Genomic DNA, 16,802 nt, shown 5'->3' with positions numbered 1-16,802 from the left:
GTTTTTTCTCAGAATTTCCTTGATTCATATGTATATCGTGTATTCCTTTGGGGCCATTTTTTTTCAAAAGATTAATCCTTTCAGCTCTGTCATCATTTTCGGTACATTCTAAAGGAAATAAATCTCCATATATATAAACATCTGCGTCTTGTTCTATAGTTTTTGTAATATATCTGTGCAATTCTTCATTTAGATCAGCAGTAGTTGGCACTTCTCTAAATTCATTTATATCAAATAAATTACTTCTAACATAATCTATAGATATTCTTCTGTTAATATTTTCTTTCTCAAAATTCAACACTTTTATTCCATAATCTAGCTTTTTAAGTTCTTCAAAAGAGAACTTACTTTCATCCCTTATTTGAAAATTTTCTTTAAATACATATTCTAGTTTTGGAGTTTTTCTACCATGATGTGATCTAACATTAATTTGCACTTCAATATTTCTATTATCAAATTGAAACTGATGGTCTCCAATATATACTGTTTCAGACTTTACTTTAAAATAATAGTGGAATATTCCTCCTATTTTTTCATATCGGCAATAAATATTTGATGCTGTTATTTGCTTTCCTTCTTTTTTAGGAATTTCACATCCAATGTTAGTAATTGTACTTCCTTTTGCTTTACAAACAACATATATTGGAATACCCATCATAGCGCCTCCTTATATAAATTACATTTTATCCCATAGCTAACTTCCACTAATCCTCCCGCTTCTTCAAGGGTTAGAGTAAGTGGCACTAAGTTCCTGGATTGCAAGTTATCTTTAGTAGTTATTAATATTCCCATTAAAATTATTTTTAGTAAGCTTACAGTTATTTTATACTAACATCTATACTCTTAACTATATGTTTTGCTGTAGTCAGTTTTGACATATCTTCGTATAAATTACCATCTTTCCCGCTAGGGCTACCGTGTCCAACAGCCTTCAACTGGTATACCTTATCTATAGAATCTAGATCAATATTAGCTTTATATATAATAGATGGTTGTCCACTTCCCCAAGCTCCACCAGAATAGTTGTCTTGTTCTGGTAATGCATCTTTAGTATAGTATTGATTAAAATCCGTGGAATTATTGAATTCTGCACAGATTACATATTTACCACGTTCTTTACTAGTTTCTGTTTTTATAACAGAACTTCCTTTTGGTGTTGCTGAGGATACTGCATCTATATTAGAGGAATTTTTACTTCGCTTGTTATCCCAATAGGGCAAAGCTTCTTTTCTCTGAATTTGACCTTTTGCAGCAGAGTCACCCGGTGCTTTACTCCAATTTTGTTTTACAATTTTTGAAGTGGCATATAATGTTTCAATATAGTTTCCATTAATATCTTCAATCCATACAGCAAACTGCGGAGGTGTTTTTATAGTAATAACGGAGTTGACTTTGAATTCATGAAGATACTGTTCCTCTTTGATAATAGAAATAGTTAAGTTTTTCCCATTCCTTTTTTCTTTTATTGTAATAGTTTTAGTACTATTAGTTTTAATGCTATCTATAATTTTATATACTCCAAGAATAAATACTACAATAATAAGTAATAAAAATATTATTTTTCCTTTCATAATTCACCCATCCCTTATTTTTTTATTATAATAACTATATTGTATAATTAAAGAATAAATTCTTCAATTATGGAAATAAAAAAACAACATTAATACTTGTTAAATTAATGCTGCTTTTTGTTTATTAAGTTTGTACTGTAGAACCCTATATAGTAACATGAATTAATTACTTATATTGCCTTATCTTGTACCAACATCTTATTTATTATAGAATATATTTCTTTCCAATTATAAACTCTCAATATATTTTCATTTATTGGTTTTCTATTGTAATTAGTATCTATTAGAAGCACTTTAAAGCCTGCATTTGAAAGCTGAATGGCATTATCATAGTTATCTTCAATAAAAACATTGCAATTCAATTGTTTCGCTGTGTCTACTTTGTAATGACTACCTAAAACAAATAAATCGTTATAAGGTATTTCATGCTTCTTTAGATAAGAATGAGTTAAAATTGTAAGATCTTTATCTCTTGCAGTAACAAAATAAATATTACAAAGTAAACTTAATCTTATTAATACAGCTTTTACATCTGGTCTAAGTTTTTCCTCTGAATGCATTTTAATTTTATTTTTTTCATAGAATTCACTGTATTCTTTTTCTTCAACCCCAAGTATCTTATGGATTTCATATTCTGTCACCTGTTCTTCTTTAATATTTTTATTAAAATGTTTATTAGTAATATCTAACCAATAGTATGCATCAGTTATTGTCCCGTCGATATCAATACAAATATTTAAGTTTTTCATATTTTTTCACCTCGCCTATAATTTCATTATAGAAACTAAAAGTTAAGAAAAGATTAAACATAAGTTCTAATTTATTTACATTGAATGAATTATAATTAAATATTATTTATTTTCCAAAACTTTTTTCAATTTATCAGGATAATTAGTAATTATACCATTTATTCCAAGAGAAATCAATTTTTTCATATACTTTTCCTCATTTACAGTGTAGGTATTTATGATAATTCCATTTTCCTTAATATTTGAAACAATTGCTCTATCCATAATAGCAGGAAAAAATGGATGAAGTGCATCTGCCCCTGTGCTTTTTGCATATTCATGTACATTATAAAGTGTGGCAGTATATAATAAACCTGTTTTTATTGTACTATCATATTCCTTTACCTTAACCATAGAATAGTGATTAAAGGAAGATAATATTACTTTTTCTTCTAACTGAAACTCATAAATTTTATCTATAATTTTTTTCTCTAGTTCTTTGTATATTATTATATTGTTTTTTAACTCTAGGTTTATTAATATATCTTTGTCTTTAACATATTCTAAAAATTCATCAATACTGGGAATTTTCTCTCCATGAAACTGCTGTCCAAATTTAATTCCTGCATCAAATTTACATAGTTCTTCATAGGTATAATCCGCAATAAGTCCTGTTCCATTTGTAGTTCTATCTATTTTTTCATCATGACAAAGTACAATAACCCCATCTTTTGTCATATGCAAATCAGTTTCTATTCCATTACAACCTGCTTCAACAGCTTTTTTAAAAGCTAGCATTGTGTTTTCAGGATACATACCACTAAAGCCTCTATGAGCAATATTCAAACTTTTATTCATATTAAAACTCCTCCTTAAACTTAATAACTGTAAAAAGCTCTTATTAGAAAGAGCTTTTTACAGTTAAATTATTTATTTGAATCATTATATTTTTTTATAGAATCATTTATAGCTTTTGCTGCATTTTCTACTGACTGTTCAGGTGTCTGCTTATGCTGAAGCATCTGTTCTATGTTTGCTTCTACTGTCTGTCTTGCTTCTGGGAATACTGCCATTAATGCACCCTTTGCAGTTTTTGGTGATGCATGTAATTGATCTATAGCTGTTTGAAATTGAGGATTCTGTTTTAAGTTATCCTTCATAAGTTGAACATCATAAGCTTTTTTTGTTACTGGAAAATATCCTGTCTTTGTATTCCAAAAGGCCTGTTCTTCAGATGACACCATGAACTTTATAAATTCCCAGGCTGCCTTTTGTTTTGCTTCATCTTTGTTATCCAAAGCCCATAAAGAAGCTCCCCCTATTGAAACACCACCATCCTGCACTCCATCAAAGGATGGTAAAGCTGCAGTTCCAACCTCAAATCTTCCACCTACACCCTTTAAAACTCCTGTTAAACCTGCTGTTGAGTCAATAAACATAGCTGTTTTTCCAGCAATGAAAGCATTCTTTGTATCATCAGTTTTTCTACCGAAGTTTCCTGCATAACCAGCATCAACCATCTTTTGCCATTGTTTTAATATAGCTAATCCACCACCATTTTTATCAAATTCAACTGTTGTTGGAGCAGCCTCTCTACCATTGCCATTATTTACAAAATTTTGTCCTTGTTTAACAAGAAATTGTTCAAAAAACCATCCATATACAGCCATTGAATATCCGTATTGAGAAACTTTTCCTGAAGCATCCTTTTTAGTTAAAGCCTGTGCGTATTTTTCTACATCAGAGAATGTTTTTGGTGGACTGTTTGGATCTAACCCCGCATCTTTAAAAGCATTTTTATTATAATACACTATTGGAGTTGATGAGTTAAATGGCATTGAGTAAAGTTTATTATTAACTGTATAATATCCTAATAAGTTAGGTTCTAAATTTGATATATCATATTTTTCCCCATCTATAAACTTTTGCATTGGTACAGCCCAATTACTGTCAATCATAAATCTAGTACCAATATCATATACCTGCATAACATCTGGTCCACCATTACCTTTTTTTGCACTCTTTAATTTATTAATAGCTTCATCATATTTACCTTGGAATTGGGCATCAACCTTAATATCTTTATGAGAATTATTAAAGTCAGTGACCATTTGCGTTATAGCTTGGCCAGTTTCTCCTGTCATAGCATGCCAAAATGTAATCTCTACAGGTTTGTTTGATGTACTTGCTGTTTCTTTACTACTGTTTCCGCAGCCTGATAACATACCTGTTACCATCATTGTGGCTGCTAGTAAACTTATAAATCTCTTTTTCATTATTTTTCTCCTTTTCAAATGTATTTATTTAACCATGCAATGCATAATTATTAAACTAACCCTTTACTGCACCTGCTGTCATACCTTCTATTAGCTGTTTTTGTCCAAATATAAATATTAAAATTGAAGGTAACAAAACCATGATAATACCTGCCATTATTAAGCCAAAAGATTCATTTTCAGCAAACTGAAGCATACCAATACCTATTTGTACTGTTCTTGCACTATCTTTGCTTGTCACTAATAATGGCCACAAATATTGATTCCATGTAATTAAAAATGTATATACTCCTAAGGAACCTAATGCTGGTTTTGACATTGGTAATACTATTTTTGTTAAGAATTTAAAACTGTTACAGCCATCAATTTTTGCTGCTTCATACAATTCTTTCGGTAAGGTTAAATAATATTGCCTCATCATAAATATTCCCATAGCAGAGCTTAAATATGGAACTATTAGAGCTTTATAACTATCAAGCCACCCAAGAGAACCTATGGTTAAATAATTTGATATTATAGTTGCCTCACTTGGAATCATCATTGTAGCTAACATAGCTATAAATAATAGGTTTTTTCCTTTAAACTCAAAGAAAGAAAATACAAAAGCAGCCATACTGGAAGTTAAAATTTGACCTAAGGTTACTGCAGAGGATACAATAAAACTATTTAATATAAACCTCATTATAGGAGCTGTATTTAGGGCATCTTTATAGTTTTCAATATAAAAACTTTTTGGTATTAGCTTAGGAGGAAAAGCAAATATCTGATCTGGTGGCATAAAACTAATAAGTAATGCATATATCAAGGGTGCTATTGTTATTAAACCAAACATAGTATTTACTACATATAGAATCAGCTTTTTTATCTTTTTGGGCATTTTTATTACATCTCCTCGTAAATATACTTATGAAATTCTTCATTCCTTAAAGCTTATATAGTAAAGCTAAAATGTAAGCTCACCATAACTTAATTACTTATAAAATACTTTTTTCTTTTCATATTTAAACTGAATTAGTGTTATAGCCAGCATCATTATAAAAAGAATTATAGATTCAGCACTGGCTGCATCAAACCTATTGTTGAAAAATGCATTTCTATAAATTGAGTAAACCAGTACATTTGTAGACTCTCCTGGTCCACCTGTGGTCATAACGCTTATTTGTACGAAGGTTTGAAAGGCATGTATTATATCAATAACTAACACAAAAAACAGTGTTGGTGAAAGGCAAGGTAATATGATATTTTTTAAACATTGTGAGTAATTTGCTCCATCTATTGATGCACTTTCATATAATTCCTTTGGAATATTCTGAAGTCCAGCAGTTATAAAAATAAAGTTTACACTGATATTCATCCATACCGTAACTATTGATACGGAAATTAATGCCCAGAAAGGATCTGTCAACCAACCTATGTTACTTTTTAGTACATAATTCAATATACCTATACTAGGATTAAAAAGTAATAACCAAATTATAGCTGCTACTGCTGAGGATACAGCCATAGGAATAGCATACATTGTATTAAAAATACTTTTACCCTTTAATTTGTTATTACACAATAATGCAGCAATAAGTCCTAATATAATAGATGGAAAAGTAGTGAAAATTACAAATTTAAATGTAACAATTATACTATTTATAAAAGAAGGGGATTTTAAAAGTTCTATATAGTTTGACAAGCCTACAAAAGAATTTATTTTTCCTACAGCATCAGTACTGAATAAGCTTAGATATATTGTCTTTATAAAAGGAAAATAGGTAAAAACTATAAATATAAATAAGCAAGGAATAAGGTAAAGATAGGGTTCTATAGTATTTATAAAACTTTTTTTAATTAAAGCTTTTTTATGTGTCTGCAATTCTTTCATTGTTCCTTCCATATATACCTCCAATACATTTTGTAACATCAAACATTACTATAGTACTATGGAATCATTAGCTTAATATTATGAATTAGTTAAGAAACTTTAACACATACAGGGTTCCACAGTAGAAACTCTATATCTAATAAATAAAAAAACAAAATAAATAAGGTGTGGTAAAAACCACACCTTATTTTTATTGTTAAGCTCTTGTATATTATTAATATTTATCCTCTTAAAGATGTTTCTCCCATTAAGTATTTATCAACAGCCTGAGCTACTTTTCTTCCATCACTTAATGCCCATACAACAAGAGATTGACCACGTCTCATATCTCCAGCAGAAAATACCTTATCTTTTGTTGTCATGTAATCTTCATTAGTAACTACATTACCTCTTCCGTCAACTTCTACTCCAAGTTCTTTTAACATACCTTCATATTGTGGGTGAAGGAATCCCATTGCTAGAAGTACTAAATCTACTGGTTGTTTAAATTCTGTTCCTGGCACTTCTACCATTTGCATTCTACCATTTTCATTTTTCCATTCAACCTTCACTCCATTAAGAGCTTTTAAAGTTCCGTTTTCTCCTACAAATTCTTTTGTGCTTACAGACCATTCTCTAGTACAACCTTCTTCGTGTGAAGTTGATGTTTTCAATGTTCTTGGGAAAGTTGGCCAAGGCATTGTATCATCTCTTTCTACTGGTGGCTTAGGCATTACTTCATATTGATAAACAGCTTTAGCTCCTTGTCTTATAGAAGTACCTATACAGTCTGAACCTGTATCTCCTCCACCAATAACTACTACAACCTTATCTTTTGCAGAAATTTCTTCTTCCTGAAGTTCTTTTCCAGCAACTTTTCTATTCTGCTGTGTTAAGAAATCCATAGCAAAATGTACTCCCTTAAGCTCTCTTCCTGGGATGTTAAGGTTTCTAGGAACAGTAGATCCACCTGTTAGAATAACTGCATCAAAATCCTTTAATAGCTTTTCTGAAGGATAGTTTACACCAACATTAGTATTAGTTTTAAATATTATTCCTTCTTCTTTCATGATGTTTACTCTTCTATCTACTACCTTCTTTTCAAGCTTAAAATCAGGTATTCCATATCTTAACAAACCACCTATTTCATCAGCTCTCTCAAATACAGTAACTTTATGTCCAACAGAATTTAATTCCGCAGCCGCTGCAAGACCTGCAGGTCCTGAACCTACCACTGCTATCTTCATACCAGTTCTAACTCTTGGTGGATTAGGTTTTACTAAACCTTTTTCAAATGCCTCTTCAATTATGCTAAGCTCTAATTCTCTTATAGAAACTGGATCTCTATTTACTCCAAGAGTACATGCTCCTTCACATAGAGCAGGACATATTCTTCCTGTAAATTCAGGGAAGGCATTAGTAACAGAAAGTCTTTCAAAAGCCTTATCCCACTCACCCTTAAACACCATATCATTCCAGTCAGGAATTAAGTTTCCAATAGGACATCCCCAGTTACAAAATGGAGTTCCACAGTTCATACATCTAGCTCCCTGAAGACTTAATTTGTCTTCAGGAAGTTTATGATATATCTCTTTATAATCCTTTATTCTCTCCTCTACAGGACGCTTTTTAGGATTTTCTCTTTTATATTCTTTAAAACCAGTTGTTTTTCCCATTACGCTACCTCCTACTTGTTAGAAGCAACGGCTGCTTCTTGTTTTATTTGCTCAAGTATAAGTTTGTATGCAGTAGGGATTACTTTCTTAAACTTAGCTTTATAGCTATCCCACTTATCTAGAATCTTTTTAGCTTTTACACTATTTGTATATTCATAGTGTTCCTTTACCAAACTGTATACTGTATCTATATCTTCGGTATCCACAAGGCTTCCAACCTCTACCATTTCCATATTGCACTTTTCATCGAAAGAACCATGTTCATCAAGTACGTAAGCTATACCACCACTCATACCAGCTGCAAAGTTTCTTCCTGTTTCTCCTATAACTACTACTCTTCCAACAGTCATATATTCACAACAGTGATCACCAACACCTTCAACTACAGCTGTAGCTCCACTGTTTCTAACTGCGAATCTTTCTCCTACGGTACCATTTATAAATACCTTACCTGAAGTAGCACCATATAGAATAGTGTTTCCAGCTATAACATTCTTTTCATGGTCGAATGTTGCTTCCTTAGGAGTTTTTATAATTATCTTACCACCGGATAATCCCTTGCCTACATAGTCATTAGCTTCACCTTCAAGTACTAAAGTAAGTCCGTTTACTCCAAATGCTCCGAAACTTTGTCCTGCAGAACCTTTAAAATTAAATGTAATTGTGTCCTCTGGTAATCCTTCGCTGCCATACTTTTTAGCTATGGCTCCACTAAGCATAACTCCTACAGAACGATTAACATTCTTTATTTCTAAATCTGCTTTAACTTTTACTTTATCTGATATTGCTTTATCTGCCATTTGAATTAGCTTATAATCTATAGCCTTATCAAGACCATGATCTTGAGAGATCACACAGTAAGGCTTAATTCTCTTTGGCATATCCGGTTTATATAAAATTGCTGATAGATCTAATCCCTTAGCTTTCCAATGATTAATAGCGTCTTTTGTTTCTAACATATCAACTCTACCAACCATTTCGTTCATTGTTCTAAAGCCAAGCTTAGCCATATATTCTCTAATTTCCTGTGCTATGAAAGTAAGGAAGTTTACGATATGTTCAGGCTTACCTTTAAAATTCTTTCTAAGCTCGGGGTCCTGAGTAGCTATACCCATGTCACAAGTATTTAAGTGACAGTTTCTTAGCATAGTACATCCCATTACTACAAGGGCAGTAGTTGCAAATCCAAATTCTTCAGCTCCAAGTAAAGCAGCTACAACTACGTCTCTACCCGTTTTTAATTGTCCATCTGTTTGAATTCTTACTCTGCTTCTTAAATCATTTAATAGAAGTACTTGTTGTGTTTCTGATAAACCAAGCTCCCATGGTATACCAGCATGTTTTATAGAAGAAATTGGTGATGCCCCTGTTCCGCCATCATGTCCACTTATTAATATTAAGTCTGCATGAGCTTTTGCAACTCCAGCTGCAATAGTTCCTACCCCAACTTCTGAAACAAGTTTTACACTTACGTTTGCTGCAGGATTTACGTTCTTCAAATCAAAAATTAACTGAGCTAAATCTTCTATTGAGTAAATATCATGATGAGGTGGTGGTGATATAAGGTCTATTCCTGGTGTTGAATGTCTTGTCTTACCTATATTTTTATCAACCTTCTTACCTGGCAATTGCCCACCTTCACCTGGTTTTGCTCCCTGAGCCATTTTTATTTGAAGCTCGTCAGCGTTAACAAGATATTCAGTAGTTACACCGAAACGTGCTGACGCTATCTGTTTTATAGCACTTCTTCTAAGATCTCCGTTAGCATCTACTACAAATCTTTCAGGATCTTCTCCACCTTCTCCTGAATTACTTCTACCGCCAATTCTGTTCATAGCAATAGCCATAGTTTCATGTGCTTCTTTACTTATAGAACCAAAGGACATAGCTCCTGTACAGAATCTTTTTAGTATTTCACTTACTGGTTCAACTTCTTCTATTGGAATTTCTCTTCCTTCTTTGAATTCAAATAATCCTCTTATAGTACATAGGTTTTTATCCTGCTCATTTATTGCTTTTGCATATTCCCTATATACTCCATAATTATTTGTTCTAGATGCAACTTGAAGTTTATATATAGTCTCTGGATTGAAAAGATGGAACTCTCCTTCTTTTCTCCAAGAATAATTACCTCCTACATCAAGTTGTGAAATAGGCTTTCTTATCTTATTAAATGCATTTTTATGTCTTGTAAGAACTTCTTGTGCTACTACATCAATACCTATTCCGCCTATTCTTGAAGGTGTTCCTACGAAGTACTTATCTATAAATTCTGAATTAAGCCCTATTGCTTCAAATATCTGTGCACCATGATAACTTTGTAATGTAGATATACCCATTTTTGATAACAATTTAAGTAATCCATGGTTTACTGCATATATATAATTTTCATTTGCTTTTTCAGGTGTTATACCTTGGATATCATTATCCTTTATCATCTGTTTTATAGTTTCAAATGTAAGATATGGATTTACTGCTGTTGCGCCATAGCCTATTAGCAATGCATAATGCATTGTTTCCCTTGCTTCTGCAGTTTCCACTATAATTGAAACCTTTGTACGTGTTTTTTCTCTAATAAGATGATGCTGTACTGCTGAAACTGCTAAAAGACTTGGTATTGCAGCTTCATATGAATCTACATTTTTATCACTAAGTACTAGTATATTGTATCCTTCTTCTATTCTCTGAGATGCTCTTTCACAAATTTTTTGAAGAGCTGCTTTAAATCCTTCTATTCCTGTATCATATTTAAATGTAATAGGAATTGTTGTAGTCTTAAAGTCTTTATTTCTAAGACTTTTTATTTTAGCCATTTCTTCATCACTTAATATAGGACTATCAATTTCTATAAAAGCATCATTTGGAATTTCGCTGTTTAAAATGTTCTCCTGAGAACCAATATAGTTGACAAGAGACATTACAAGTTCTTCTCTTATAGGATCTATAGGAGGATTAGTTACTTGAGCAAAAAGCTGCTTGAAGTACGCAAAAAGTAACTGATTTTTATTTGAAAGCACCGCAAGAGGGGCATCATTTCCCATAGAACCAATAGGTTCTTTCGCATCCTTAGCCATAGTACCTATTATTACTTTTAAATCTTCAAGAGTGTATCCAAAAGCCTGTTGTTTTTCCTTTAATACTTCAGCACTTATTTCATGCTTTGTTTCAACTGCTTCGAACATATCAAGAGTAAATTTTGATTTATCAAGTATTTCCTTATATGGCTTACCTTCACATATTTCCTTCTTTAATTCTTCGTCATTAATAATTCTTCCTTGTGCTGTATCAACAAGGAACATTTTACCCGGTTTAATTCTGCCTTTTTCTACTACTTCTTCAGGCTTAAATTCTAATACTCCAGCTTCTGAAGCAAGTACTACTAAACCGCTCTTTGTTACTACATATCTTGCAGGTCTTAATCCATTTCTATCAAGCGTTGCGCCGATTTGTACACCATCTGTAAATGCAACAGCTGCTGGTCCATCCCAAGGCTCTATTAAAGATCCGTGATATTCATAGAAGGCTTTCTTATGCTCTTCCATTTCATCATTACCATGCCATGCTTCAGGTATAAGCATCATAACTGCATGTGAAAGTGATCTTCCATCTTCATGTAATAATTCTAACATATTATCAAGTGAAGCAGAATCACTACCACCAGTGCTTACTACTGGGAAAAGCTTATTTATATCTTTTCCAAATGCTTCTGATTCAAGTACGCCTTCACGAGCATTCATCCAGTTTCTGTTTCCTCTTATTGTATTTATTTCTCCATTATGTGCAAGACATCTAAATGGTTGTGCTAGATCCCAAGTCGGGAAAGTATTTGTACTATATCTTTGATGTACTAAAGCAATAGCACTTTTAAAGTTTACATTATTTAAATCGATGTAAAAGCTTTTTATCTGTTCTGCAAGTAACAGACCTTTATAAACTATAGTTTTGCTTGAAAGACTACAAACGTAAAAGCTTTCTTCTCCACTTTTAAGAAGTTCTCTTACTTCATTTTCTGCTTTTTTTCTGATTATATAAAGCTTTCTCTCAAACTCAGTTTGAGTTTCTGCATTTTTACCTATAAAGATCTGTCTTATAGTAGGTTCAGTACCTTTTGCTGTTTCACCTATATCTCTGTTATCAGTAGGTACATCTCTCCAACCTAAGACCTTTTGACCTTCTTCTTCTGCTGCTCTTTCGAATATTCCTTCGCATTGTAGTCTTAGTGCAGTTTCCTTAGGTAAAAATACCATACCAACTCCATATTCTCCAGCCTTAGGCAATTCTATTCCTAAGGTTTCACAGTTTATTCTGAAGAATTCATCAGGAATTTGTAAAAGTATTCCGGCACCATCACCAGTTTTAGGATCAGATCCCACTGCCCCTCTATGAGTCAAGTTAACTAAAACTTGAATACCTTTCTTTACAATATCATGAGTTTTTTCACCTTTTATACTTGCTACAAATCCTACACCACAAGCATCCTTCTCATTTTCAGGATTATACAAACCCTGCTTTGAAGGAAAACCTACACTATACGTCATGTGTCACAACCCCCATCTATTTTTTGTATATAAATATAATTTTGACATGATTTTAAACATATCACAAATTTTATAACATCTTGTCATTTAAAAAATCTTAATAATTATTACAGTAAACTATTAACAAAAATTAAATGCCAGTATAAAACTAATACGATATGCTAACAGACACTTATTCAATAATAAAATTTTATCATAAATTCTCAAATATGCAAGATTATAAAATGATTATTTCATTTTAAAGTTTTAAATTTAAATCTTTAACATACTTTCATCAGTTACAAAAAGTTAAAAATCTTTAACAATATTATAATATATTCTTTAAAATTTAATTTTTTTTAATAATTTTATAATTTTTATCAATAAATATTAATAATATACGATTTTTTTCACACAAAGAATTTTTATTGTTGAAAACGTAAAATTTTAGTAACTTTATGTAGATTTTACACTAAACTGTATTTTGCTACATAATTAAATATCTATAATGTAATAGAATTTAATAAAATTGTAATAAAAACATAAACATTTCATAATTAACATAAAAAGTCAGCAAGCTTGCTGACTTTTTCAATTCTTATGCTATTGTATATCCATTGGTCTAGCAGCCCTAAAACTACCACTTCTACAAGTGGTAGTTTTAGGGCTGCTGCGCGCTGGCTGGATTGGTTCAACTAAAATTCAGTTGAGATCTAAACTCTATCTGAATCAAGTTTCACTCTATCTTTTGTATACTTTATATGTAATAATTTGTGTGCTAGCTCTTCTCCCGGTTTACCAATATAGTCTTCATACATTTTTACTAAAGCAGCATTTTCATGAGCCTTTCTTTTGATTAGATTTTTATCTTGGTTATATAATACAGATGCTCGCAGGGTTCTAATATCTACTTTTTCCCTTTCTGCAGCACTGACATGAGGTTGTCCTCCACCGTTAACGCACCCTCCTGGACATGCCATAACTTCAATAAAATGATATTTTTTAATATCTAATCTACCAGATTTCATAAATTCAAATACGTTTGAAGCTCCATTAATTACAGCAACATTATATTCGTTACCTCCAATTTCAACAGCAGCTTCTTTTATACCACTTAATCCTCTTACTTGAGTATATTCTATGTTATTTAATTGTTTTTTCTCAACAAATTCCTTAGCACTTCTAAGTGCTGCTTCCATAACTCCACCTGTAGCTCCAAAAATAGCTCCAGCCCCTGAATATTCTCCCATAGCTGGATCTGCTTTACCATCCTCAAGATTAGCAAAATCAATCTTTGCATCTTTAATCATTTTAGCTAGCTCTCTAGTTGTCATAACTGCATCTATACTTCTAATGCCGTCATTTTCCATCTCTTGTCTGTCAGCTTCGTATTTTTTTGCTGTACAGGGCATTACAGTTACTGTAATAACATTTTTAGGATCAAGTCCTTCTATTGATGGATAGTATGTCTTACTTGCAGCTCCAAAAATTTGTTGTGGAGATTTTGCAGATGAAAGATTGTTTAGAAACTCTGGATAATAATTTTCAACTTGTCTTATCCAAGCTGGACAACAAGAAGTTAACATTGGAAATGGACCATTATTTTTTATTCTTGCCACAAGCTCAGTACTTTCTTCCATAATAGTCATGTCTGCACCAAAGTTTATATCAAATATTTTATCAAATCCAAGTTTTCTTAAAGCTGTATAGAGTTTACCAGTTACATCTACCCCATAACCCATTTTAAATAATTCACCCATAGCAGTTCTAGCAGAAGGAGATATAGCAACTATAACATGCTTTTCAGGATTATCTAATGCCTCTCTCACTCTTACCATGTGTGATTTTTCTGATAGAGCATCCACAGGGCAAGCAACTACACATTGTCCACATAGTAAGCAATTAGTTTCATCAAAGCACTTTTTATCTTCTGCTGAAATAATCTGTTTATCTCCATCTTTTATAAAATTAATTGAGCAAGTTCCTGTCTTCTCCTTACAAGCAGCAACACATCTTCCACAAGATACACATTTTGATCTATCTATTACTATTGATTTACTTCTATCATCAATATATTCTGATTTATCTGTAATTACAAGTGGTTTAGTAGCTCTTGCTTTATGTTTTATTACAAGCTTTAAAAATTCACAGTTTTCTCTTCTTTTACAAGAGCCACACTTAAAATCATGATTATTTAAAAGCTCTGATATCCTATCTTTTACAGCAATGGTGACTCTTTCAGAGTTTGTCTCAATAACCATACCATCTTCAATATAAGTATCACAAGCTTTTACTAATCCGACTCTTCCATTTACTTCTACAAACACTTCCACAAGGCATATTCCACAAGTTCCAACAGTGTTACAATCATTTAAAAAACAAAGTGTTGATATATCTATACCATTGTCCCTTGCTAACTTTAAGATAGTAGTATTTTCATTAGTCTCAATTCGCTTTCCATTTATAGTTAACACTTTCATATTTGTCCTGATTTCTAAAACTATGATAAATTGATTTTTGCATAGTTTTTCATTCTATTCACTAAATAGAACGGTAGTATCACAGGATTCAACTACTAGGATTAAGACAACTATCTTAAAATCTCGCTTTACATTTAAGTAATGCCTTAAGACTTCTTTAAGGAAACTCCTTTTCGTTCCTCAAAAAGGAGTAAGCCATTGGAACAAAATCACAGATTCTGGCTCTCTGCTTAAGTCCTACAAGATTATGGGTGTTACCCATTCCTCAAATATATTATTCCACCAAAGCCTTTCCTTCTAGGTGTACTTTAGCAGTGTTTATATCTTGAAAATTAAGTATTATGCTATTCCTAATATTTGTTTCCTATTTACTATCCAAGAATCAGGTCTTTCACCTACCTTTCTCTTTATAATTTTATCTATACAATTCCATTTGCACCAATTATTCTTTTGGTCAAATAGTTGAATGTTATCAACAAGCTTATCTCTTAATATTTTAGGTATTCTTTCTTTAAACTTGTAACTTCTTCTGGCTATTACCATGGCAGCTCCATTATAAACTGCCATTCCATACTGATGACAGTATTTATACAATCCTATTTTACTTGTATATTGTGATTTTACCTTAATCAATTCTATTCCTTCTTTATAGCAAGATGTTTCAAGCATTGCTAACAACTTTGAATATATAAATCCATGTTTTATTCTTGCAAATTTACTTTGAACATCTTTATCATTCTTAAATTTTAAGTCCTCTATAGATACGCCACAGTTATAAGTTTTAGCAATAAAGATAACTTGCTTAACTAATTCACCACATAAATTTGATCTTCTATTACTTCTAGAATAGAGTAATTCATGCTGTTTTAAATAGGTATTCCACTTATAATTACCTTTATTATCTATCATAGTTAGAGCAAATCCATCTGGATTGGTATCTATGCCTATAATCCCATTATGCCCTGTATATATTACATCTGCTTTGGGTAATTCAAAGGTTATATGACAATAACATTTACCCTTTTTCTTAATCATTTCTACTTGATAAGCATTATCTGCAGCTAAATGATTTAAAAATAATTCTCTATAATTAGTGCCATTTACTTTACCTGTCTTCTTTGATAATTTTTGTGGTAAATATATAGGGACTTGAATTTTTATGGCTCTATTATTTTCAGTTTTTTCAAGTGTTGATATTTGAAGATAACTTATACCATTACTTAATATTACTCTTAAATTTGGATTGCCTTTTTTAGTCTTATCTCCTCTTGAGTAAATACCATTGTTTCTACAGGCTTTCCATTCTTCATTAGATATAAGACCCTTACATCTTTTTAAGAACATCTTTTTAGTACCAAAAACTACAGGTGGAATAGTGTTATTATCTATAAAGCCCTTAAAATAATCAGCTTTTCTTTGCCTTTTATCTAATTTTTTAAGTAAAGTATTTCGTTTCTTCTCTGATAGATTTTTCTTTTTGTCCCCTAAAATATTTTCAATTGTAGTAACTTTTTTAGTGTAATTTTCATAGTTCATTTTTACTAACTCTTTTTGTGAAGCAATAGTTTGCCTTGCCCATTCTACTACATCTTTTGCCTGTCTTATGTTAAGATTGAATTTATAAGCTACTTCTTTTTCTAAATCTCCAATCTTTTTACCTTCTAATAGTCTCCTAAAAGAATACCTTGTTGCAGTGGAGAATACT

At 31.5% G+C, this 16,802-nt stretch carries 11 protein-coding genes; all 11 read right to left on the bottom strand.

Annotated features, from left to right (window positions below; translation table 11 throughout):
* A partial coding sequence (locus HGI79_RS20790; RefSeq protein WP_185652583.1) for a DUF2278 family protein occupies positions 1–655 on the bottom strand: 655 nt, incomplete at its 3' end.
* Between the two features lie 163 nt (positions 656–818).
* Positions 819–1,571, bottom strand: coding sequence for a DUF2271 domain-containing protein (locus HGI79_RS20785; protein ID WP_185652582.1), 753 nt, complete (start codon positions 1,569–1,571; stop codon positions 819–821).
* Positions 1,572–1,741: 170 nt separating this feature from the next.
* Positions 1,742–2,320, bottom strand: coding sequence for a 5' nucleotidase, NT5C type (locus HGI79_RS20780; RefSeq protein ID WP_185652581.1), 579 nt, complete (start codon positions 2,318–2,320; stop codon positions 1,742–1,744).
* 102 nt (positions 2,321–2,422) lie between these two features.
* Positions 2,423–3,157, bottom strand: coding sequence for a glycerophosphodiester phosphodiesterase (locus tag HGI79_RS20775; RefSeq protein ID WP_185652580.1), 735 nt, complete (start codon positions 3,155–3,157; stop codon positions 2,423–2,425).
* Positions 3,158–3,225: 68 nt separating this feature from the next.
* Entirely contained in the window at positions 3,226–4,575 is a 1,350-nt protein-coding gene (locus tag HGI79_RS20770; protein ID WP_185652579.1) for an ABC transporter substrate-binding protein, read from the bottom strand.
* Between the two features lie 55 nt (positions 4,576–4,630).
* Positions 4,631–5,452, bottom strand: a complete 822-nt coding sequence (locus tag HGI79_RS20765) for a carbohydrate ABC transporter permease (RefSeq protein WP_185652578.1) — start codon at positions 5,450–5,452, stop codon at positions 4,631–4,633.
* A gap of 93 nt (positions 5,453–5,545) precedes the next feature.
* Entirely contained in the window at positions 5,546–6,457 is a 912-nt protein-coding gene (locus HGI79_RS20760; protein WP_185652577.1) for a carbohydrate ABC transporter permease, read from the bottom strand.
* 209 nt (positions 6,458–6,666) lie between these two features.
* Positions 6,667–8,100: a glutamate synthase subunit beta gene (locus HGI79_RS20755; protein WP_185652576.1), complete on the bottom strand. Its 1,434-nt coding sequence runs from the start codon at positions 8,098–8,100 to the stop codon at positions 6,667–6,669.
* A gap of 11 nt (positions 8,101–8,111) precedes the next feature.
* Entirely contained in the window at positions 8,112–12,638 is a 4,527-nt protein-coding gene (gene gltB / locus HGI79_RS20750; protein ID WP_185652575.1) for a glutamate synthase large subunit, read from the bottom strand.
* 692 nt (positions 12,639–13,330) lie between these two features.
* Positions 13,331–15,097, bottom strand: a complete 1,767-nt coding sequence (locus tag HGI79_RS20745) for a ferredoxin hydrogenase (protein WP_185652574.1) — start codon at positions 15,095–15,097, stop codon at positions 13,331–13,333.
* 339 nt (positions 15,098–15,436) lie between these two features.
* Positions 15,437–16,802: IS200/IS605 family accessory protein TnpB-related protein (locus HGI79_RS20740; RefSeq protein ID WP_207725861.1), on the bottom strand; the 1,366-nt coding region annotated here is incomplete at its 5' end.

The sequence above is a fragment of the Clostridium sp. DJ247 genome, from assembly GCF_014231265.1.
Note: the sequence above shows the minus strand (reverse complement) of the source record. Positions and strands in the feature narration are given on the sequence as shown.

Excerpts from the sequence above, each read along its gene's own strand:
- HGI79_RS20785 (WP_185652582.1), bottom strand. The coding sequence starts at position 1,571 with ATGAAAGGAAAAATAATATTTTTATTACTTATTATTGTAGTATTTATT.
- HGI79_RS20780 (WP_185652581.1), bottom strand. The coding sequence starts at position 2,320 with ATGAAAAACTTAAATATTTGTATTGATATCGACGGGACAATAACTGAT.
- HGI79_RS20775 (WP_185652580.1), bottom strand. The coding sequence starts at position 3,157 with ATGAATAAAAGTTTGAATATTGCTCATAGAGGCTTTAGTGGTATGTAT.
- HGI79_RS20770 (WP_185652579.1), bottom strand. The coding sequence starts at position 4,575 with ATGAAAAAGAGATTTATAAGTTTACTAGCAGCCACAATGATGGTAACA.
- HGI79_RS20765 (WP_185652578.1), bottom strand. The coding sequence starts at position 5,452 with ATGCCCAAAAAGATAAAAAAGCTGATTCTATATGTAGTAAATACTATG.
- HGI79_RS20760 (WP_185652577.1), bottom strand. The coding sequence starts at position 6,457 with ATGGAAGGAACAATGAAAGAATTGCAGACACATAAAAAAGCTTTAATT.
- HGI79_RS20755 (WP_185652576.1), bottom strand. The coding sequence starts at position 8,100 with ATGGGAAAAACAACTGGTTTTAAAGAATATAAAAGAGAAAATCCTAAA.
- gltB (WP_185652575.1), bottom strand. The coding sequence starts at position 12,638 with ATGACGTATAGTGTAGGTTTTCCTTCAAAGCAGGGTTTGTATAATCCT.
- HGI79_RS20745 (WP_185652574.1), bottom strand. The coding sequence starts at position 15,097 with ATGAAAGTGTTAACTATAAATGGAAAGCGAATTGAGACTAATGAAAAT.